The organism is Sphingomicrobium marinum (assembly GCF_026157105.1).
Lineage (GTDB): Bacteria > Pseudomonadota > Alphaproteobacteria > Sphingomonadales > Sphingomonadaceae > Sphingomicrobium > Sphingomicrobium marinum.
Window position 1 is genome coordinate 1,003,007 of sequence record NZ_JANPVQ010000001.1, and the last position, 19,354, is coordinate 1,022,360.

A 19,354-nucleotide genomic window follows, 5' to 3' on the forward strand; every position below is an offset into this window, starting at 1 on the left:
GGGCGCATCTAGGCGCGGCGACGAAATCCGTCAATGAGCATGCACGTCGCGCTGCTCTGTAAACTTGACAGATGTTAGGTTTCCCCCTCCACTGGGAAGGGGGAATTGCGATGTCGCATATGCCGCACGGGATCGAACAAGGTTTTGCCTTCGGTCCAGCAGGAGCGCTCTGCGCCTTGGTGGACGGCGAATGAGCAAGCTTTTCGTCTCCTATTCCAGCAAGGATCGCGATCGTATTGCGCAGCTGGTTGCGGCGCTCGAGGCGCGCGGTCATGACGTGTGGTGGGACAGTAAGATCGGCGGCGCCACGCGCTTTTCAACCGAGATCGAGGCGGCGCTTGACGAAGCCGACGCGACCATCGTCGCATGGTCGCCGGCGGCAGTGACCTCCGAATGGGTGCTCGACGAGGCGGCACATGCGCGCGATCACGACAAGCTCGTTCCCATCCGGCTTGACGACGTCTTCCCGCCGCTCGGTTTTCGCCAGCGCCAGGCGATCGATTTCAGCGCATGGGACGGTACAGCCGACAGCCCGCAGATGGATGAGCTCGAAACGGCGCTCGACCGTGTTGGTTCGGGCAAGATCGGAGACTATGCGGCTGAAAGCCGGACCATCGTGCACGAGCATAAGGGCCTGTTGTCGCATCGGCAGCTGATTGCTGCACTGCTGTCGCTGCTGAGCGTGTCGGCGCTGGTTTTTTATGTATGGCAGGACCACCGGGGCGAGGTCGAAGCGCGCTCGTTGAAAAGCGACCCGTATGAAAATGTCGTAGCCATCCTGCCATTTTCAGGCGACCGCGAAGGCGATGACGAGCGGGTCGTGGCGGGCATGTACGAAGGCATTGTCAGCAAATTGTCCAAGGTCGATGGCCTGACCATCCTCTCACCCCTTGCGCTCACCCGATATGTCGAAGAGGTGCCACCCCTCGATGAAATCGCCGCGGCGACTGGTGCGCGCTACGTGATGCTCGGAAATTTTGAGCGGACAGGGGAGACGTTGCGGCTGTCGCTCCAGCTCGCCGACGCGACGTTGGGCACCAATGTCTGGTCGAACGACCAGGTCGCGACCGCGACATTGGAAAGCATGCACGACGCGCAGTTCGAGATTGCGGAAACGGTCGCGCGCCAGCTCAAGGCGGCGCTCGATGACGATGAACGCTCGCGCGTTCAGCGCGCGCCAACGCTGAACCGCCAGGCCTACGATGATTATCTGATCGGAATAGGCATGCTTGAAAGCGATCCCGATCCGATGCGCTATCTCAATCGAAGAAGCGAGGCGCTAGAGCGGGCCGTCGAGGCCGATCCAGATTTCGTCGAAGCGATTGCTGCGCTTGCCATGGTGCGGATGATGAAAAGTCGGACCGGGCCCGCGGCAACCCCCCGCGAGCAGGAAGCGACGCGGATTGCGATTGAACGTGCGCTACAGCAAGCGCAAATGCTTGATCCCGAGGCAGCTGAAACCCTGATGGCAGAAGGGTATTACCATCTGTGGGTGACCCGCAATTTCTCCGCCGCCGAAAGCTTGTTGGGCCGTGCGCTCCGACTGGCACCAAGCGTGCAGGTCGCGGCGTTCGGTTACGGTTGGGCGGCGCGTCGCAACGGACGGTTCGAAGAGTCGATCGCCGCCCTCGAGCGCGCGGCCAAGCTGGATCCCTTCGCCTACCAACCCATGCGCGACCTGAGCTGGAGCCTGGCCGCCATGGGCAGGAATGAAGAGGCATGGACCTACTTCGAAAAAGCGCGATCGCTGGCGCCTGCACCGAGTTTCCAAGCCACCCATGAAGCGCGGCTTCACCTGATGGAAGGCGATTCGTCGGCGGCGCTGGCGAGTTTCGATGGCGTGGATGCGGGACCCGATACGCTTGCACACATCGTTCTGACGGAAATTGCGATAGACGTCGGCGACCGCGAGGCGATCGACGCCGCATTGGAAAATTGGGCTAGCGCGTTCGATAGTAACGGACCCTTCGGCCTGTTCTTTCAGGTCCGGCGCGCCGAGAGTGCCGAACGGCTGGGCGACGCCGCCATGTTGGCCGACGCTCGTGCGCGGCTTGCTGCATCGGTGGCTTCACCGGAGCGCGGGCAACCTGCCGTCTGGGGCATACCGCTTTCGCCGGTCACAATCCCGTCATTTCTGGGGAATGAGGAGGAAGTTGATAGGTTGATCGCGGACTACGAAAAGCGCGACGACATCGACCAATGGCTTGGCCTGCTCGTCGATCGCCGGCAGATTGCCGAGGCTTTCATGCGTTTGGGAGCGACCGAGCGGGCGCTTGACCAGCTTGAGGAGATTACAACGGGGCTTGGTGCCAAGGCATTTCATTCCTTCAGCTACGAGCCACTATTTTTGCCGCTGCGTTCTTCTCCGCGGTGGCGGGCTATGCGGGCTGCTGCGAATAACGCGGCCTAGCTGCGCACCACATCGCCCCAGTCGTGCCGTTCGGCCTGCGCCTTGAAGAAGGGGCATACGGGGATGATCTTCCAGCCATTGGCGCGCGCATCTTCGACGGCGCGTTTGGATAGCGCTTCGCCCAGGCCCTGGCCGCGTGCGGGGGGCGGGACATAGGTATGGTCGATCATGATCAACTGATCGTTGGTGCGGCTAAAGGACATTTCGGCGAGCTCATCGCCGCTATCGGGCATGGTCGTCCATTTGCCGCGGCCATGTTCTTCGGTGAAGTCGATATCCATATCAGCCCAATGCGTATCGCCGCTTTCGGTTGCACGAAAACGGCTGGCAGCCCGGTCTATAACGTCGCGGGCGCAGGTTCCGGCGTTGTGCCATCGAGCCGATGCGCGAGCGCAACCATGAGGTAGATAAGCGGCGGGAAGGCAAGTGCCGACAGCACGACCTTGGCGAGCATCTGCCCGAGCATCAGATCGAGGATCGGGAAGACACCGTAAAAGGCGATCGAGATGAAGATCAGCGTGTCGAGCGCCTGGCTGATCACGCCGGCCGCCGCCGAGCGGAACCAGAGAAGACCGCTTCCGCCCGGACCCTTGAGCCGGTCGAAAATCCAGACGTTGAGCAAGGTCGAGATGCCGTAGGCCGCGATACCGGCCAGCCAGATGCGGGGCGTGGAGCCTAGCATCAGGTTGAAGGCGCTGAGGCGCTCCGCGTCCATTTCCTCCGCCGCCGGAAGATTGAGGATCATCAGCGTCAGCAGCGAGGAGATGATCAGCGGCACGAAGCCGAACAGCACCAAGCGCTGGCCCGCTTTCTTGCCGTAAATCTCGGTAATGGCGCTCGACGTCACCACCAGCAGCAGGAAGGCGAAGATGCCGGCTTCGACCGCAAGCGGGCCAAGCGCAACCTGCTTGTTGGCGAAAACCCCTGCAATGCAGACCATCCCGCCGTAGAAAACGGCGAAGGCCATCAGGGAGAGCGGGACGGTGCGGGTCGTGGGCGTTTCGTTCATGCGGCAAAGGGGTAGCGGCTTTTGCCGGAAAGCCAAGGCTAATGATTGACGGCGCGGGAGGGCGCGGCTAGCGACGCCGCAGTTTTTACGCTTTCTTTCCAGCAGCATCGGGGCCGATGAGCGACACCAGGTTCGATATTTTGGCGATGGGCGACGCGATGGTCGACGTCATCGCCCCGGCCAGCGAGGAGTTTCTTGCCGAGCACAAGCTGCCGCGCGGCTCGATGCAGCTCTTGTCGCCCGAGGCCGCGGACAAGCTTTACGATGCGATGGGTGTCGCCGAAGAGCATTCGGGCGGCTCGGCAGCCAACACGATGGCGGGCGTTGCTGCGATGGGCGGCAAGGTCGCTTTCATCGGGCAGGTTGCCGATGATCAGTTCGGCCGCATCTTCCGCCACGACCTGCACGCGCTGGGCGTGCATTTTGATACGCCGCCCATCCCCGGACCACCGCCGACCGGCCGATGCCTGATTCTGGTGACGCCCGATGGACAGCGCACGATGAACACCGCGCCGGGCGCCAGCCACGAACTGGTCGCCTCGCAGCTTGATCCCCAACTGATCCGCGACAGCGCGGTGCTCTACCTCGAAGGGTATCTGTTCGGCCCGGAAAAGCCGCGCGCCGCAATGATGGAAGCGATCGATATCGCGCACGGGGCAAATCGCAAGGTCGCCTTCACGCTGTCGGAAAGCGTGTGCATCGCCGAGCGACGCGATCCGTTTATCGACATGATCCAGGGCGGGGGCGTCGACCTCCTGTTCTGCAACGGGGAAGAGGCGCGCGTGCTGACCGGGGCGCCAAGCGCCGAAGCGGCCATGGCGCAGCTGGGTGACCATGTCCCGCTGATGGTCGTCACCGATGGCCCGAACGGGGCGATGGCAGCGACCAGCGGTGAAACGGTGCGCATCGATGCAGCGCCGGTCGACAAGGTCGTCGATACCACCGGGGCAGGGGACCTGTTCGCGGCCGGATTCCTGTTCGCGCATTGCCGCGGCGCGGGGCTCGAAAAGTCGCTGCAAACCGGCGCGATCGCGGCGGCCGAGGTCATTTCGCATTATGGCGCGCGGCCCGAAGCCGACCTGAAGGAATTGATCAGCGTATGAAGCGACTAGCAGTCTATTGCGGCCACCAGGCTGGCGGAAACAGCGCCTATACCGATGCCGCGCGCGAACTCGCCCGCGAAATGACCGAGCGCGGCATCGATCTGGTCTATGGCGGCGGCAAGCTGGGACTGATGGGCATCATGGCCGATGAAGTGCTAGCTGGCGGCGGCAAGGTCTTTGGCGTAATCCCGCAGTCGCTGGTCGATGTCGAAGTCGCGCACACCGGTTGCACCGAGCTTTACCCTGTTCCCGGCATGCACGAGCGCAAGGCCAAGATGACCGAACTGACCGACGCCTTCGTCTGCCTGCCCGGCGGGATCGGCACGCTCGACGAGTTGATGGAAGCCTGGACGTGGAATGCGCTGGGCTACCATTCGAAGCCCTTTTGCCTGCTCAACATCGATGGCTTCTGGGAAGGCTTTGCAAGCTTCTGCGATACGGTCACGAAGCAAGGCTTCATGAGCGAGGATCGCCGCAACCAGCTTCTCATGGCGGATACGCCGGGCGAGGCCATCGACAAGCTGGACGCGGCGGCAAAAGCCGCGCAAGACGGTTTCGTCTGGTAATCAATTTTCGAGTTCCGGGGGGTTCTCCATGCAAATCCTGATGAGCCTGGCGGGTATCGCCGTAATCCTGTTGCTGGCATTCCTGCTGAGCACCGATCGCAAGTCCATTCGCTTGCGCGTGGTCGGCGCGGCCTTCGGCTTGCAGGCGGGGATCGCCGCCTTGGTGCTGGGCACCGATTTCGGCGCGCAAGGGCTCGCCTTCCTCGCCAACGGCGTAAGCGCGCTGCTTAGCTATTCGGCAGCGGGGACGCAATTCCTGTTCGGCCCTAACGAGAGCAATCCGCTGGCGAATACCTTCGTGATCGCCGCGCTGCCGGTGATCGTCTTCTTCGCGGCGCTCATCAGCATCCTCTATTACCTCGGCATCATGCAGCTGATTATCAAATGGGTCGGCGGCGCGCTGCAATGGGTGACGGGCATCACCAAGGTCGAAAGCCTCGCCAGCGCCGCGAACATCTTCGTCGGCCAGTCGGAAAGCCCGCTGGTGGTGAAGCCCTATCTTGCCAAGCTGCCTCCCTCGCAACTGTTCACGATCATGAGCGTGGGCATGGCTGGTGTCGCAGGCACGATCCTCGCGGCCTATGCAGCGATGGGTATCGACATCGAATATCTCCTTGCCGCTGCCTTCATGAGCGCGCCGGGCGGCATCCTGATGGCCAAGATGATCATGCCCGATCCCAAGCTTGTCGCCGCCGAGGGCGATGCCGAGCTTGCCGAACAAGGCCGCAGTCCCAAGGGCGCGGCCGCAGCAGCGCTCGATGATCATATCGATGATATTGACCCGCACGGCGATGAGGAAAAGCCCGCCAACATCATCATGGCCGCGGCGATGGGCGCGCAGACGGGCGTCAAACTGGCCGTGGCGGTCGCTGCCATGGTGCTGGCTTTCGTCGCGCTGGTGGCGCTGGCGAACGGTATCCTGGGCGGCATCGGCGGCCTGTTTGGCTATCCCGACCTGACCTTCCAGCAGATCGTCGGCTACATCTTCCAGCCCATCATGTACCTGATCGGGGTGCCGTGGGAGGAAGCCAACATCGCCGGCGGGCTGTTCGGCACCAAGGTGGTGCTCAACGAATTCGTCGCGTTCATCGATCTCGGCGGCATGAGCGAACTGTCGGCGCGCACCACCGCGATCGTGACCTTCGCGCTGTGCGGTTTTGCCAACTTCAGCTCGATCGCGATCCAAATGGCGGTCACCGGCGGGCTTGCGCCCAACCAGCGCCCGACGATCGCGCGGCTTGGCCTGCGCGCGCTGGCGGCCGGCAGCCTCGCCAACCTGATGAGCGCGGCGCTGGCGGGATTGCTGCTCTCGATTGCATGACCTCGCGGGTAAGCGTAGAGGGACGCGCATGACCACGATTACTTCCGATACCGTTGCCAGCGTCAGCCTGGCCGATGCCGACAAGCCCGGTTTCCACAAGGAACTGGGCGACAGTTTCGTCGACTATGGTTTTGCGATTATTCGCGACCATGGCATCCCGCAGGACCTGATCGACCGGGCCGAAGCCAAGTCGAAAGAGTATTTCGCGCTGCCCCAGGAGGTGAAGCGCAAATATGTCGTCGAGGGCAGTGGCGGCGCGCGCGGCATGACCTTGTTCGGCATCGAAACGGCCAAGGGCGCGAAGGCGCACGATCTGAAGGAATTCTACCATGTCGGGCGCGAGCTGCCTGCAGGTCATCCGTTCAGCGACGTGATGCCGCCCAACGTGTGGCCCGAGGAAGTCGAGGGGTTCAAGGAGACCTTCCTCGAACTTTACGATGCCTTCGACGCGGCTGGTGCCAAGGTACTCACCGCGATCGCCAAGTATCTCGATATCGATGTCGACTGGTTTCTCGACAGCGTGCGCGACGGCAACTCGGTCATGCGTCTCCTGCATTACCCGCCGCAGCCCGAACCGACCGGCGAGCATATCCGCGCCGGCGCGCATGAGGACATCAACACGATCACGCTGTTGCTCGGCGCTGAAGAAGCGGGCCTCCAACTGCAGACCAAGAAAGGCGAGTGGCTCGATGTCAGCCCCAAGCCAGGCGAACTGGTGATCAACATCGGCGACATGTTGCAGCGGCTGACCAACGGCAAGCTGCGCTCGACCTCGCACCGCGTCATCAATCCCGCACCCGATCGTGCCTCCAAGGCGCGTTACTCGATGCCCTTCTTCCTCCACTTCCGCCCCGATTTCGACATCGTGGCGCTGGAGAATTGCGTGCCCGAAGGCGAAGAGCCCAAATGGCCGCCGATCAGCAGCCATGAATATCTGCTCGAGCGACTGAAAGAGATTAAGCTGGCTTAGTGAGCCTTGCGAATGCCCTGTTGGCGCTGACCCCGGAAGAAGACGCCTTCGTCATCGACGCGCCTGCGGAGTGGGCGCAGGGGCGGACGCTTTATGGGGGGATGTCGGCGGCGCTGGCGCATGAAACGGCAATCCGTTCATTCGACAATCTTCCGCCTCTCAGAAGTGCTCAACTGCTGTTTGTGGGGCCTGCGGAAGGGCGTCTGACCTTTGCAGCGACGTTGTTGCGGCAGGGGCGATCGGCAACATTGGTGGCGGTCGATGCGCATGGCGAAAAAGGGCAGGTGCTGCGTGCTTCGCTGGTGTTTGGCGGCGCGCGGGATAGCGTGGTCACCTTCGCCGACCTGCCGATGCCCGAAGTGCCTTCGGCCGACGAATGTGAAGGACTGTTTGGCGATGCATCGGTGCGCACGCCGGGCTTTACCGGCAATTTCATCATGCTCAATGCAGGCGGCGGTCGTCCCTTTTCGGGCGATGAAGGTGCGCTGCAGCTGTGGACGAAATTTCGCGATGCGCCGGGCGGCAACGTAACGAGCGCGCTGCTCGCGATGGCCGACGTACCGCCCCCCGCGGCGATGACGCGCTTTCCCCAGTTCGCGCCGATCAGCAGCATGAGCTGGCAGATCGACATCGTCCATCAGCCCGGCAGCATGGACGGCTGGCACCTCATGCGATCATGCGCCGAAGGGGCGGGCGAGGGGTATAGCCCGCAGGAAATGCAGCTGTGGGACGAAGAAGGCCGCTGCCTCGCCGCAGGGCGGCAAAGCATTGCCATTTTCATCTAGCCGTCGGCGTCTTTCAGGTTCGCCGGGCCGAACCCGTGCGGGATGAGGTTGTGAATATGGAGGCGCTCGACCTTGCTGCCGTCGCCATTGGCCGCAAGTATCTCGATATCGCTGTCTGAAAGGTGCGCGGCCTCGAGGATCGCCTGGCGACAGCCGCCGCACGGCGTGCAGACCATGTCTCCGGCGAGCGCGTTGCCCGACCCGTCGCCCCCCGCGACCGCAATCCGCACGACATTTTCGAGCCCGAATTCATGCTGTGCGATCGTGAGCGCCGATTGTTCAGCGCACAGGCCGAGCCGGTAGCAGGCGTTTTCCATGTTGGCGCCAGTAACGATGCGCCCGTCGCTGCTTTCGATGGCGCAGCCGACCGAAAAGCCCGAATAGGGCGCGTAGGCTTTCAAAGCGGCCTCGCGAGCCTTGGCGATGAGCGGATCCATGCGGCGACTGTAGCGAAGCTGGGCGTGGGCGCAATCGCGCTTGACCACCGTCGTGTCACGCTTATTGGCTAAAGCGCATGATCACCGCACTTGCCCTGGCGCTGTTGATGGCGCCGATTGAAAATGACCGCGCTGCCATGGCGCGCGACATGGATCTGCCCACCGACGTTGCCGACCAGTTGTTCGCGCGAAAGGTACTGGCGGAAAAGGCGAAGGATTATGTCGCGGCGGCAGCGCCCGATCCCTTTATCGGGGCCGTGGAGATGACGGTGCGCTCGGCGCGCCGGCTCGATGATCGCATCTACCTCAACAGCGAGCGCGACTATCGCGACGGGCTCAACGTCTCGGTCGTTATCGACAAGGGCGCGATGCGCAAGCTCGACAAGCGGCTCGGTGGCCCCGCCGAGATCGTCCTGCTCGACCAGCGGATCGTTGTCGCGGGCATGGTCGCCTTCGTGCGTGCCGGGCGCGAGGGGCAATATACCCGCACCCAGATGAGCGTTGTCTCGCCCTACCAGATCGAGATGGCCGAGTAGGCCTTACCGCAGCGGCGGCTCGTCGAAGCTGCGCAGCTTGCGGCTGTGCAGGCCGTCACCTTCATGGCGCAACTGCTCAAGCGTTTGAATGCCGATGCGCAGATGCTGGCTGATGGCGGTCTCGTAAAAGCTATTGGCCTGGCCGGGCAGCTTGAGTTCGCCGTGAAGCGGCTTGTCGGATACGCACAGCAAGGTGCCGTAGGGAACCCGGAAGCGATAGCCTTGCGCCGCGATGGTCGCGCTTTCCATGTCGATGCCGACGGCGCGGCTCTGGTTGAAGCGCAGCGCGCTGAGCGAATAGCGCAGCTCCCAGTTGCGATCGTCCGTGGTAACGACGGTGCCGGTGCGCAGGCGTTTTTTCAGCTCCTCTTCGCTTTCGCCGGTCACTTCGAGCGCCGAGCGGAACATCGCGGTCTGCACCTCGGCAATTGCCGGGATCGGAATTTCCTTGGGCAGCACGTCGTCGAGGACATGATCGTCGCGCAAATAAGCGTGCGCGAGCACATAGTCGCCGATCGTCTGGCTGGGACGAAGACCGCCGCAATGGCCGATCATCAGCCAGGCTTCGGGGCGCAACACCGCGATATGGTCGCAGATCGTTTTCGCGTTGGAGGGGCCGACCCCAATATTGACCAGCGTGATGCCTTCATGATCGGCAGCGGTCAGGTGATAGGCGGGCATTTGGTGGCGGCGCCACGTGCCGGCGGCAATCTGCGCTTCGGCATCTTCCAGCTGGCTGCGGTCATAATATCCGCCGGGGACCGAAAAGCCGGTGAAGCGGCTGTCCGGCTTGCGCAGTTCGTCGATCGCCAGGCGGACGAACTCGTCGACATAGCGGACATAATTTGTGAACAGGACGAAGCGCTGGAAATGATCCGCCGAGGTGCCCGAATAATGCTTGAGGCGCGCGAGGCTGAAATCGGTGCGCGCCGCATCGAACAATGCCAACGGGCGATCGGGGTTGAGCGCCAGGTCCCAAACTCCGTCGGCGACTTCATCGCCGATATGGACGAGCTCGGTCGACGGGAACCAGCGCGACAGTTCGGCGGTGGACAGTCCCTCGAGGTCAAGCTCGCCGCCATCGATCACGTAAGGATAGGGGATCTCGCTGTTCGAAGGGCCAACCTCGATGGTGATGTCATAGTCGGTGACGAGCGGGGTGAGCTGGTCCTTGAAATAACCGCGGAAAAGCTTGGGACGCGACACGCTGGTGGCGTAGGTGCCGGGCGAATTGAGGCGGGCGAAGGCGCGCGCTGGCGTCAGCGCGGGCGTTTCCGGATTGTAGTGGATGCGCAGCTCGGGATAGGCGAACGCACCCCCGCGCTTGGCTCTGGGCGCGGGGCGGGTGCCGTCCTTGGCGAAGGCCGCAAGGGCGGTACGAAGATTTTCTACGGATTTTTCGTAGAGAGCCTCGAGTTCATCAAGGAGGCCATCAATATCATTTGCATTTGTCATGCCGGCGCGCTGTGGCGGGTAATTGCGGCATTTGCAAGACTCGCGGGCCTGCAATGGACACAAAAAAGGGCGGCCCCGAGGGACCGCCCTGATTTTGTTCGGCGTCGCTCTGAAGCTTAGCGCTTCGAGAACTGGAAGCTACGACGTGCCTTCGCCTTACCGTATTTCTTACGCTCGACCACGCGGCTGTCGCGGGTGAGGAAGCCGGCACGCTTGACCGTCGTGCGCAGCGCCGGCTCGTAGCGGGTCAGCGCCTGGGCGATGCCGTGTAGCACCGCGCCGGCCTGGCCCGACAAGCCGCCGCCCTTGACGGTGGCGATCACGTCATACTGGCCAACGCGATCGGTGATCGTGAAAGGCTGGTTGATGACGAGACGCTGCGTCGGACGCGCAAAATACTTGGTCTGGTCGCGGCCGTTGACCACGATCTTGCCCTTGCCCGGCTTGAGCCAGACGCGCGCAACGGCGTCCTTGCGACGACCGGTCGCATAAGCGCGGCCATGCTCGTCGAGCTCCTGCTCGCGCAGCGGAGCTTCTTCGACGACAACCGTGTCGGCGGTCTCGGCAGCGGCTTCGGCGGCAGGTGCTTCTTCGGTCTTCGTTTCCGCCTTGTCCTCGGTCTTGGCTTCCGTCGTCGCGGCAGCCTTCTTTTCCTCGGTCTTGGCTTCTTCGTTCTGCTTGGTCAGATCGCCAAGATCGGCGAGACCCTTCTTTTCGTCGGCCATGTTATGCGCCCACCTTGTTCTTGCGGTTCATCGAGGCAACGTCGAGCACTTCCGGGTTCTGGCCGGCGTGCGGGTGATCAGTGCCATTGTAGAGGTGCAGGTTCTTCATCACTGCGCGGCCGAGCGGGCCCCGCGGAACCATGTTCTTCACGGCCTTTTCAAGCACGCGGTGCGGGTGCGCGCCTTCAAGGATACGCTCGGGCGTGGTTTCCTTGATGCCGCCCGGGTGACCGGTGTGCTTGTAATAGATCTTCTTCTGCGCCTTGTTCGACGTGAAGCGGACCTTGTCGGCGTTGATGACCACCACGTGGTCGCCATTGTCGACGTGCGGCGTGAAGCTGGCTTTGTGCTTGCCGCGAATAAGGTTGGCGATGATCACCGCAACGCGGCCCACCACCAGGTTTTCGGCATCGATAAGATGCCATTTCTTTTCGACCTCGTGCGGCTTGGCCGGCTTGGTCTGTTTCATCAGCGCCTTCATGGCCTGATCTCCTGCGTTCTCAAAAATGAATGGAGCGCCGCCCAAAGGCCGCGCCGTCGGCGGGCCTAATGACGGGGAGGCGGCGATGAGTCAAGCAAATCTGCGGGGTTGCTGACGGGTATCATTTTACCGGGCGATGTCCGACGAAGCGAATTACGCGGCTATTTCCGACCGGTTTCCGCCTCTATCCAATCGCCATAGGCGGCGGGAAGTCGTTCGATCGGCCAAAGCGTAATGGCGGGGTTGTCGTAGCTGTGAAGTTCGGTGACGTGCATGATCAGTGCATCGGCCTTGGCCTGCGTAGTCTTCGCGAGCATCGGCACTTCGCTTCCGCTCTCGATCTTGCCCTCCCAGCGATAGATACTTTGGCAGGGGGCCAGGATATTGACGCACGCGGCAAGGCGCTCCTCGACCAAGGCTGCCGCGATGCTCTCGGCTTCGGACTGGCTGCCGCAGACGATATAGGCGGTGAGCGCGGTCATGCGCGGCTTCCCAGAACGTGTGCACCCCAGGCAAGGCTGGCCACAAGTAGCGCGCCGACCGCTTGGTGGCTGGCGGCGAGCACGATGTTCATGCCGCTCCATACGGTGCCGATGCCGAGCAGGACCTGCAGGCCAAGTGTCGCGTGCAACGCCATCGAGGCGCGGCGATCGAGCGGTTTCACCCTGATCGCCATGACGACCAGCGCCGCCGCGGCGACCCACGCCCACCAGCGGTGGAGGAAGTGAATCAGGAAGGGGTCATGGGTCAGCGTGTAGAGCCAGTCGCCCGTGCTACCTACCGCGTTGGCAGGGTAAAACTGACCCAGTATCAGCGGCCATTCGCGCGTCACATAGCCTGCATCGAGCCCTGCCACCCATGCACCGAGCAGGAGCTGCACGAACAGGACAAGACTGACGCCGACCGCGAGCGGCGTCAGCCGCGCCGCGACATTCTGACCCGTCCTCGCAAGCCGCTTGAGATCGAGTGCGGTCCAGACAAGCCCGGCGAGAATAAAGAGCGCGGTGAGCAAATGCGCCGACAGTCGGAAGTGCGATACGTCGGTGCGATCGACCAACCCCGACTGCACCATGTACCAGCCCAGCGCGCCCTGACTGCCGCCGAGCAGGAACAGCGCCCACAAGCGCCAGCCATAGCCCCTCGGGATGGCGCGGCGCAGCGCGAACCACGCGAAGGGCAGGGCAAAGGCAACGCCGACCATGCGGCCAAGGAAGCGGTGGAACCACTCCCAGAAATAGATGAACTTGAATTGGGCGAGGTCCATGCCCGCAGGGCCGTTGATCTCTATATATTCGGGTGTCTGTCGGTATAGCGCGAATTCGCTCTCCCACTTGGCATCGGTCAGCGGGGGCAGCGTGCCGGTGATGAGATCCCAGCGGGTGATCGACAGCCCGCTTTCGGTGAGGCGGGTAATGCCGCCCACCACGACCATGACGAACACGAGCCCCGCTACAATAAGCAGCCAGAGGGCGATCGCGTTGGGTCGGGATTTGTCGGTAAGGGCACCCTCCGGCGCCGCCTGCATCGTCATCTCGGTCATGGTGGGCGCGATATGGCGCTTTTCGGACGCGGAATAAAGGGGACGAAAGGGCAGGATTTTTCGCCGATGTGATGTTGTCACAGCGCGTATGTTATATTATATCGCACCCCAGATGACGAATTTCAGCATCTCGACTCGGCAATTCGACCGTTTCGGCATGGGCCTCTCGGGCCTGTGCCTGGTGCATTGTGTCGCCACCACGGTGCTGTTTGCGACGCTGGCGAGCGCGGGCGGCTTGCTCGGATCGCCCCTCATCCATGAAGTTGGCCTGTTCATCGCGATGGTCATCGGCGCCTATGCGCTGGTCGATGGTATCTTCGAACACGGCTACATGATGCCGTCGGGCGTAGGCGGGTTCGGGCTCGGCATGATGGCCGGCGCGACCGAACTTGGTCACAATGGCGGAAGCGCGATCGTCGCGACGATGGTAGGCGTGGGCCTGCTGGCGCTGGGGCATCGCCTGAACGAACTGGCCCGCGATTAGCTTGCCCCGCGCCGACCGCTCGCTTATTTAGGGCACACCATGGCACAGCATCATCACCATCACGCCAAAGGCCCCGACCTGAAGGACGCCGCGCGCGTCCAGATGATCGATGACGGCCACCAATGGACCGAAATGCGTGAAAGCGTATTCGATGCACTGGCGACGTTCGACCAACCGGCATCGGCCTATGACATCGCCGAGAAAGTCAGCCAGGCGCGCGGCAAGCGCGTTGCCGCCAACAGCGTCTATCGGATTCTCGACCTGTTCGTAGGGTCGAACGTGGCGCGGCGTGTGGAAAGCGCAAATGCCTATGTCGCCAATGAACATCCCGGCTGCCTGCACGACTGCATTTTCCTGATCTGCGACGATTGCGGGAAAGCGACCCATATCGACAATGACAAGATCGCTGGCGGCGTTCGCCATGCTGCCGAAGGCGCGGGCTTCAAGCCCCAGCGCCCTGTCATTGAAGTCCGCGGCCAGTGCGGCGACTGCGCGGAGTAGACAGGCACTCTTCCTAGACAGAAAAATGGCGGCCCGTCCTCTTGTAGGGGACGGACCGCCAAATGTGGCCGGACGCGGAGAGAGTGGGAAGCGCCCGGCCGGGGGGATCATTTTGCGCGTCGTGCCGCCGGCAACACCTTCGCCATCCTCGGCAAGGGCAAGATGGTCACGCCTACCTTTTGTTCAAGAGTTCCGAACAAGAAAATTTTTGAAAAGTGCGTCGATCGCTCTTAAATGGCTCGAATGACGCATTTTGCGCACCCAAACCTGGATGACGTTCCGCTGGCAGCTGTCTTGCATGCCTTGGCCGAACCGGCACGGCTGAAGATGATCGAGCGGCTCGACGCGGATCACAAGGCGGGCGGCGACGGGCTGTCGTGCGGCGCGGGCGCGTGCGAGGGCATGCCGCGCGCCACGATCTCCAACCATTTCTCGGTGCTGCGCGCCGCCGGGCTGGTCGAAGGCCGAAAGCAAGGCGTCGCGGTCATCCATCGCCTGCGCCGAGACGAGGTGGACAAGCGCTTTCCCGGGCTGCTCGATGCGGTACTATCGGCCGACGAGGTAGCCGCCTAGGCGGCGCGCGCGAACGCGGGCCGGTCTTTGCGTCCGCTCATGCTGTGACGCAGGCCAAGACGCGCAAAATCCCATTCGAAATTTTCGAGGCTGAGGAGGCCGCTGCACGGCAACGCGCCGGGCGGTGGTCGCTTGGCGTCGCGCCAGCGTCGGACCAGCAGCAGGGCGGCGATGATCGGGACGTTGGGACCTTGATTTGCATCGGCGTGCAGCATCCATTCGCGTGACACGGGATCGCCGTCACGGTCGATGCCGGATGCACGGACGACCATCGCGCCCTTGTCCGAACCGAAGGCACGGAAGCGCTCGGCGATGGCGAGCATCGGGCCCGCTAGCGGGCGTAGTGATTTTATCCAGCCCCACCACACCGGCAGGCTCATCAGCCACAGGCCGACGTGAAGCAGCGGCAATTCCAGCCCCGCGAAAAACTGCGCAGATCGGCGGGGGCGATAGCGCCGCACCAGCAAATCCTGCTCGGGAGTATCACAAATGCTTGCCCAGCGTTTTCCCGCCGGGCCGCAATCGACGCGATGCAGGTCGCCCCATCCGGGGAGCGATTGCCACTTGGAGTCTTTGAGGACGCGCACGGGCTGGCCGACATATGACAGGATCGCATCAACGACCGAGCGGCCGCGCGGTGCGCGATTGCCCGGAAAAATGCCGATCCATAGGTCGTCGATGGCGTGCCAGCCGCGCACCATTTCGTCGACCGCCGCATGGCTGAGTGCGGGAATGCTACTGGCGCCCGCGATGGCGCGCACACCCTTTCGCTTGGCGATTTCGTCCCAGCGCTGTTCGAAGCCGACGACCCAGTCGCGGCCGTCAGCAAGGTCGATATAATCGACGCCCACAGCAATGGCGGCCTCCAGAAGTGCGCTGTCGCTGCCCTGGAAAGGGCCGGCGCAGTCGATCAAAAGATCAATGCCCGCAAGATCGTCGGGCTTGGGCTCTTTGCGATCGAGCAGGCTGACGTCGCCGCCAATTTCCTTCGCCAGTCTTTCCAATGGCGCGGAAAGGCGCCCGCCAAGGTGCAACCGTACATCGCGCTCTTGCGCGGCAAGGCGCGCTAGGCGGGAGCCGAAAACGCCGCTGGCGCCGACAATCAGGACATCAAGCATCGCAAAACTCCGCCCGTTGGTAGACCAGTTCGCCAAACAATCTGTGGCGCACGGCGAGGACGAACTCGAACCGCCCGCCGCCAAGATCGCGATGCACGACCACGCACATGCCGGGCACCATCCAGCGCGGGAGCGGGCAGCGCTTGCCAAACAGCGAAATAAAATAGTCCTGCGCCACGAAGCGCAGCCCGTCGGGCATGACCTCGATGTCCAGTGCCATCGCGATCCCGCCGCCAATATATTCCTCAAGCCCGCTTTTGCCGGCGAAGCGCTTGGCGGACTGGATCAGCTGAGGCTTGGCCCGGCGACGGCCATAAAGGCGGTTCCAATATTGGCCCTTGCCTTGCCGGTCCTCGCTAACGGCGACGAGCGCCTCGATGTCCTCTTCTGCGGATAGAGGTAGGGGTGCGCCCACGGGACGGAGCAGTTGGGCAAGCAGCCAGCCAAGGCGCGACAGTCGGCATTCCACCACCTTGCCCCGGTAAAGAGCGACCGCGCCGCCTGCGAGCCGCTTGCCAAACCGGGCGCGCACGGCAGCAGGAAGACGAGCCCATTTGTCGTTGCCGATCAGGCGACGGAAGCGGGGATCCAGCAGCGGCGCGGGTTCCCGCCTGTGTTCCTGAAGCTCCAGTTTTTCTGCCGCATATGCCATTTTGTTTCCCCTTTAAATGGCGGCTATTCCTTCTTGCCCGGCAGGAAGCGCGTGACCTTCCCGCCCATCTTGATGAACGCCATGAGAGTCGATTTGGGCAGGCGCATCATTTCGTCATGCCAGCGGCTCATTGTGGTTACGAAGTCGAGCATCGCAACGAGGCGTTGCCGGGCGACCGGGCTGACTAACGGGTCGTCGGCGGCTTCCGACGAACAAGCGCGCAACGCTGCCTCGGCCGGATCAATCTCCCGCTGCTTGCGCCCCTTGGCGATGCGGGTGACCATCTCCCAGATGTCGGTCTCGGCAACGAAATGATCGCGCCGGTCGCCCGCGATGGGGACGCGGCTGATCAGCTGCCAATTTAGCAGTTCCTTGATTGAGTTGGAAACGTTGGAACGGGCAAGCCCAAGCAGGTCGGCAATCTCGTCCGCGGGCAACGGCTTTTCGCTCAGGTAGAGTAGCGCCTGGATCTGTGCGACCGACCGGTTGACGCCCCACTGGCCACCAAGATCACCCCAATGAAGAATGAAGCGCATAACTGAAGGAGGAAGGGGCTTATTCATATTCGAGACTTACGTTTCAGAAATTTCTGTCGTAACAGAAATAAACGATGCCTTACCCTCGATGTCAAGCTTTAAGCGCGTCGTAGGTCGCGCCTTCGCATTCGCACTATGCAACCGTCTGGACATTCAGGATTTTTTCGGCTGACACCAAGGAAGGTATTCACGTTCGCTTTAGGTAGCGTTAGGGAGGCGCAATGAATCAGCGACCCGAAACGCCTTTGCTCGACACTGTCGAGTACCCGTCCGACCTTCGCAAACTGGACAAGAGCCAGCTTAAGCAGTTCTGCGACGAATTACGCGCGGAGATGATTTCCGCCGTTTCGGTGACAGGCGGTCATCTTGGCGCAGGGCTGGGGGTCGTCGAACTCACGGTCGCGATCCACTACGTCTTCAACACCCCCGAAGACCGGCTGATCTGGGACGTCGGCCACCAATGCTATCCGCACAAGATCATCACCGGACGGCGCGACCGCATTCGTACGATACGGCAGGGCGGCGGCCTCAGCGGCTTCACCAAGCGCGCCGAGAGCGAATATGATCCGTTCGGCGCAGCGCATAGTTCGACGTCGATCAGCGCCGGTGTCGGGTTTGCCGTTTCCAACAAGCTGGCAGGCGCCGAAGGGCGCGTGATTTCGGTCATCGGCGACGGCTCGATGAGCGCGGGTCTCGCCTATGAAGCGATGAACAATGCCGAACAGGCGGGCAATCGCCTGGTCGTGATCCTCAACGATAACGACATGTCGATCGCGCCGCCGGTGGGCGGGTTGAGCCATTACCTGGCGCGGCTGGTGTCGAGCGAAACCTATCTCAAGACTCGCGATTTCGCTTCCCGACTGTTCAAACGCATCGGCAAGCGCGCGCACAAGGCGGCCGAGAAGGCCGAGGAATATGCGCGCGGTATGGCGACCGGCGGCACGCTCTTCGAAGAGCTTGGTTTCTATTATGTCGGCCCGGTCGACGGCCACGACATCGAGACGCTGGTCGACATCCTCGAAAATGTCCGCGACGCGAAGGAAGGGCCGATCTTGGTCCACGCCCGCACCGTCAAGGGCAAGGGCTATGCGCCCGCGGAAAACAGCGCCGATAAATATCATGGCGTCGCGAAGTTCGACGTCGTGTCGGGCGAACAGAAGAAGAGCGCGGGCGGACCACCGAGCTATACGAAAGTCTTTGCCAACGCGCTGATTGCCGAGGCCGAAAAGGACGACAAGATCGTCGGCATCACGGCAGCGATGCCCGGCGGCACCGGGATCGACGCGTTCAGTGAGGCATTCCCCGACCGCGCTTTCGACGTCGGCATTGCCGAACAGCATGGTGTCTGCTTCGCCGCCGGCCTTGCGGCGCAGGGGCACAAGCCGTTCGTCGCGATTTATTCGACCTTCCTGCAGCGCGCTTACGATCAGGTCGTGCACGACGTGGCGATCCAGAACCTGCCCGTGCGCTTCGCGATGGACCGCGCCGGGCTGGTGGGCGCCGACGGTTGCACTCATGCCGGTTCGTTCGACCTCGCCTATCTTTGCACGCTCCCCAATTTTGTGGTGATGGCGGCAGCCGACGAAGCGGAGCTCACCCACATGGTGCACACCATGGCACAGTATAACGATGGTCCCATTGCGGTGCGTTATCCGCGCGGCGCGGGCACGGGTGTCGACATACCCGCGCAGCCCGAACTGCTCGAGATCGGCAAGGGACGCATCATCAAGGAAGGCAAGACGGTCGCGATCATGAATTTGGGCGCACGCCTTGAGGAGTGCCGGAAGGCCGCCGAAAAGCTGGAAGCCAAGGGGCTCAGCGTCACCATCGCCGACATGCGTTTTGCCAAGCCGCTCGATGAACATCTGATCCGCAAACTCCTCTCGACCCACGAGGTCGCGGTGACGATCGAGGAAGCCGCGGTTGGCGGGTTCGGCGCGCATGTGCTGACCATGGCGTCCGACAAGGGGCTGACCGATAGCGGTGCCAAGGTGCGCACCATGCGCTTGCCCGATGTATTCCAGGACCAGGACACGCCCGACAAGCAATATGAGGAAGCAGGCCTTACCGCCGACGACATTGTCGAAACCGTGCTTGGCGCGATGCGCCACAACGACCTTGGCGTGGAAGGCGCGCGGGCCTGAGCGAACGC

The 19,354-nt window shown here is 62.6% G+C and carries 22 protein-coding genes; 11 read left to right on the forward strand and 11 right to left on the reverse strand.

The annotated features are described in order from the left end of the window. Window positions 1-190: 190 nt before the first annotated feature. Window positions 191-2,410 (forward strand): TIR domain-containing protein, encoded by a 2,220-nt coding sequence (locus NUX07_RS05150; protein WP_265529348.1) that lies wholly within the window; start codon window positions 191-193, stop codon window positions 2,408-2,410. Here NUX07_RS05150 and NUX07_RS05155 read toward each other — a convergent pair. Together NUX07_RS05155 and NUX07_RS05160 are read right to left on the reverse strand one after the other, a co-directional pair. Then, entirely contained in the window at window positions 2,407-2,691 is a 285-nt protein-coding gene (locus NUX07_RS05155; protein ID WP_265529349.1) for a GNAT family N-acetyltransferase, read from the reverse strand. The genes NUX07_RS05150 and NUX07_RS05155 overlap by 4 nt on opposite strands. Window positions 2,692-2,747: 56 nt before the next feature. Next, window positions 2,748-3,419, reverse strand: a complete 672-nt coding sequence (locus NUX07_RS05160) for a queuosine precursor transporter (RefSeq protein ID WP_265529350.1) — start codon at window positions 3,417-3,419, stop codon at window positions 2,748-2,750. A 116-nt stretch (window positions 3,420-3,535) separates the two neighbouring features. Between NUX07_RS05160 and NUX07_RS05165 the strand changes: the two genes are divergently transcribed. Genes NUX07_RS05165 through NUX07_RS05185 form a run of 5 tightly spaced genes read left to right on the forward strand, consistent with a single transcriptional unit; the run spans window position 3,536 to window position 8,164 of the window. Continuing rightward, complete coding sequence (locus tag NUX07_RS05165) at window positions 3,536-4,522, forward strand: adenosine kinase (protein WP_265529351.1); 987 nt, start codon at window positions 3,536-3,538, stop codon at window positions 4,520-4,522. Further along, window positions 4,519-5,088, forward strand: coding sequence for an LOG family protein (locus tag NUX07_RS05170; RefSeq protein ID WP_265529352.1), 570 nt, complete (start codon window positions 4,519-4,521; stop codon window positions 5,086-5,088). Before NUX07_RS05165 ends, NUX07_RS05170 begins: the two co-directional genes overlap by 4 nt. Before the next feature lie 28 nt (window positions 5,089-5,116). Continuing rightward, the gene (locus tag NUX07_RS05175) at window positions 5,117-6,409 is read left to right on the forward strand and encodes a NupC/NupG family nucleoside CNT transporter (RefSeq protein WP_265529353.1); all 1,293 of its coding nucleotides are present in this window, start codon (window positions 5,117-5,119) and stop codon (window positions 6,407-6,409) included. A 28-nt stretch (window positions 6,410-6,437) separates the two neighbouring features. After that, the gene (locus NUX07_RS05180) at window positions 6,438-7,379 is read left to right on the forward strand and encodes an isopenicillin N synthase family dioxygenase (RefSeq protein WP_265529354.1); all 942 of its coding nucleotides are present in this window, start codon (window positions 6,438-6,440) and stop codon (window positions 7,377-7,379) included. A 20-nt stretch (window positions 7,380-7,399) separates the two neighbouring features. Continuing rightward, entirely contained in the window at window positions 7,400-8,164 is a 765-nt protein-coding gene (locus NUX07_RS05185; RefSeq protein WP_265529355.1) for a thioesterase family protein, read from the forward strand. On the opposite strand, the gene NUX07_RS05190 is transcribed toward NUX07_RS05185, so the two are convergent. Further along, window positions 8,161-8,649 carry a cytidine deaminase gene (locus NUX07_RS05190; protein WP_265529356.1) on the reverse strand — a complete coding sequence of 163 codons (489 nt, stop codon included), beginning with the start codon at window positions 8,647-8,649 and terminating at the stop codon, window positions 8,161-8,163. The genes NUX07_RS05185 and NUX07_RS05190 overlap by 4 nt on opposite strands. A 29-nt stretch (window positions 8,650-8,678) precedes the next feature. Here NUX07_RS05190 and NUX07_RS05195 point away from each other — a divergent pair, with 29 nt between their 5' ends. Next, the gene (locus NUX07_RS05195; protein ID WP_265529357.1) at window positions 8,679-9,137 is read left to right on the forward strand and encodes a hypothetical protein; all 459 of its coding nucleotides are present in this window, start codon (window positions 8,679-8,681) and stop codon (window positions 9,135-9,137) included. A gap of 3 nt (window positions 9,138-9,140) precedes the next feature. Here the strand turns inward: NUX07_RS05195 and NUX07_RS05200 are convergent, their stop codons facing one another. From NUX07_RS05200 to NUX07_RS05220, 5 genes are all read right to left on the reverse strand, one after another. Further along, window positions 9,141-10,592 carry an AMP nucleosidase gene (locus NUX07_RS05200; protein ID WP_265529358.1) on the reverse strand — a complete coding sequence of 484 codons (1,452 nt, stop codon included), beginning with the start codon at window positions 10,590-10,592 and terminating at the stop codon, window positions 9,141-9,143. Window positions 10,593-10,708: 116 nt separating this feature from the next. Further along, the gene (rpsI, locus tag NUX07_RS05205) at window positions 10,709-11,317 is read right to left on the reverse strand and encodes a 30S ribosomal protein S9 (protein ID WP_265529360.1); all 609 of its coding nucleotides are present in this window, start codon (window positions 11,315-11,317) and stop codon (window positions 10,709-10,711) included. Window position 11,318: 1 nt separating this feature from the next. After that, the gene (gene rplM / locus NUX07_RS05210; RefSeq protein WP_265529362.1) at window positions 11,319-11,798 is read right to left on the reverse strand and encodes a 50S ribosomal protein L13; all 480 of its coding nucleotides are present in this window, start codon (window positions 11,796-11,798) and stop codon (window positions 11,319-11,321) included. Window positions 11,799-11,959: 161 nt separating this feature from the next. Further along, window positions 11,960-12,280 (reverse strand): divalent-cation tolerance protein CutA, encoded by a 321-nt coding sequence (gene cutA, locus NUX07_RS05215; protein WP_265529364.1) that lies wholly within the window; start codon window positions 12,278-12,280, stop codon window positions 11,960-11,962. After that, window positions 12,277-13,329, reverse strand: a complete 1,053-nt coding sequence (locus NUX07_RS05220; protein ID WP_265530752.1) for a COX15/CtaA family protein — start codon at window positions 13,327-13,329, stop codon at window positions 12,277-12,279. Before NUX07_RS05220 ends, cutA begins: the two co-directional genes overlap by 4 nt. Window positions 13,330-13,450: 121 nt before the next feature. Between NUX07_RS05220 and NUX07_RS05225 the strand changes: the two genes are divergently transcribed. From NUX07_RS05225 to NUX07_RS05235, 3 genes are all read left to right on the forward strand, one after another. Next, a complete protein-coding gene (locus tag NUX07_RS05225; protein ID WP_265529365.1) occupies window positions 13,451-13,822 on the forward strand; it encodes a MerC domain-containing protein in 372 nt (123 codons plus the stop codon). Window positions 13,823-13,861: 39 nt separating this feature from the next. Beyond that, complete coding sequence (locus tag NUX07_RS05230; RefSeq protein ID WP_265529367.1) at window positions 13,862-14,323, forward strand: Fur family transcriptional regulator; 462 nt, start codon at window positions 13,862-13,864, stop codon at window positions 14,321-14,323. Between the two features lie 243 nt (window positions 14,324-14,566). Beyond that, on the forward strand, window positions 14,567-14,896 hold the full coding sequence (locus tag NUX07_RS05235; RefSeq protein WP_265529369.1) for an ArsR/SmtB family transcription factor: 330 nt from the start codon (window positions 14,567-14,569) through the stop codon (window positions 14,894-14,896). Here NUX07_RS05235 and NUX07_RS05240 read toward each other — a convergent pair. Genes NUX07_RS05240 through NUX07_RS05250 form a run of 3 tightly spaced genes read right to left on the reverse strand, consistent with a single transcriptional unit; the run spans window position 14,893 to window position 17,202 of the window. Beyond that, complete coding sequence (locus NUX07_RS05240) at window positions 14,893-16,014, reverse strand: saccharopine dehydrogenase family protein (protein ID WP_265529370.1); 1,122 nt, start codon at window positions 16,012-16,014, stop codon at window positions 14,893-14,895. The genes NUX07_RS05235 and NUX07_RS05240 overlap by 4 nt on opposite strands. Beyond that, window positions 16,007-16,666 carry a DUF4166 domain-containing protein gene (locus NUX07_RS05245; RefSeq protein ID WP_265529373.1) on the reverse strand — a complete coding sequence of 220 codons (660 nt, stop codon included), beginning with the start codon at window positions 16,664-16,666 and terminating at the stop codon, window positions 16,007-16,009. The genes NUX07_RS05240 and NUX07_RS05245 overlap by 8 nt, the downstream gene beginning before the upstream one ends. 23 nt (window positions 16,667-16,689) lie before the next feature. Further along, a complete protein-coding gene (locus NUX07_RS05250) occupies window positions 16,690-17,202 on the reverse strand; it encodes a GbsR/MarR family transcriptional regulator (protein ID WP_265529374.1) in 513 nt (170 codons plus the stop codon). Between the two features lie 221 nt (window positions 17,203-17,423). Between NUX07_RS05250 and dxs the strand changes: the two genes are divergently transcribed. Then, on the forward strand, window positions 17,424-19,346 hold the full coding sequence (dxs, locus tag NUX07_RS05255; protein ID WP_265529376.1) for a 1-deoxy-D-xylulose-5-phosphate synthase: 1,923 nt from the start codon (window positions 17,424-17,426) through the stop codon (window positions 19,344-19,346). Window positions 19,347-19,354: the final 8 nt, after the last annotated feature.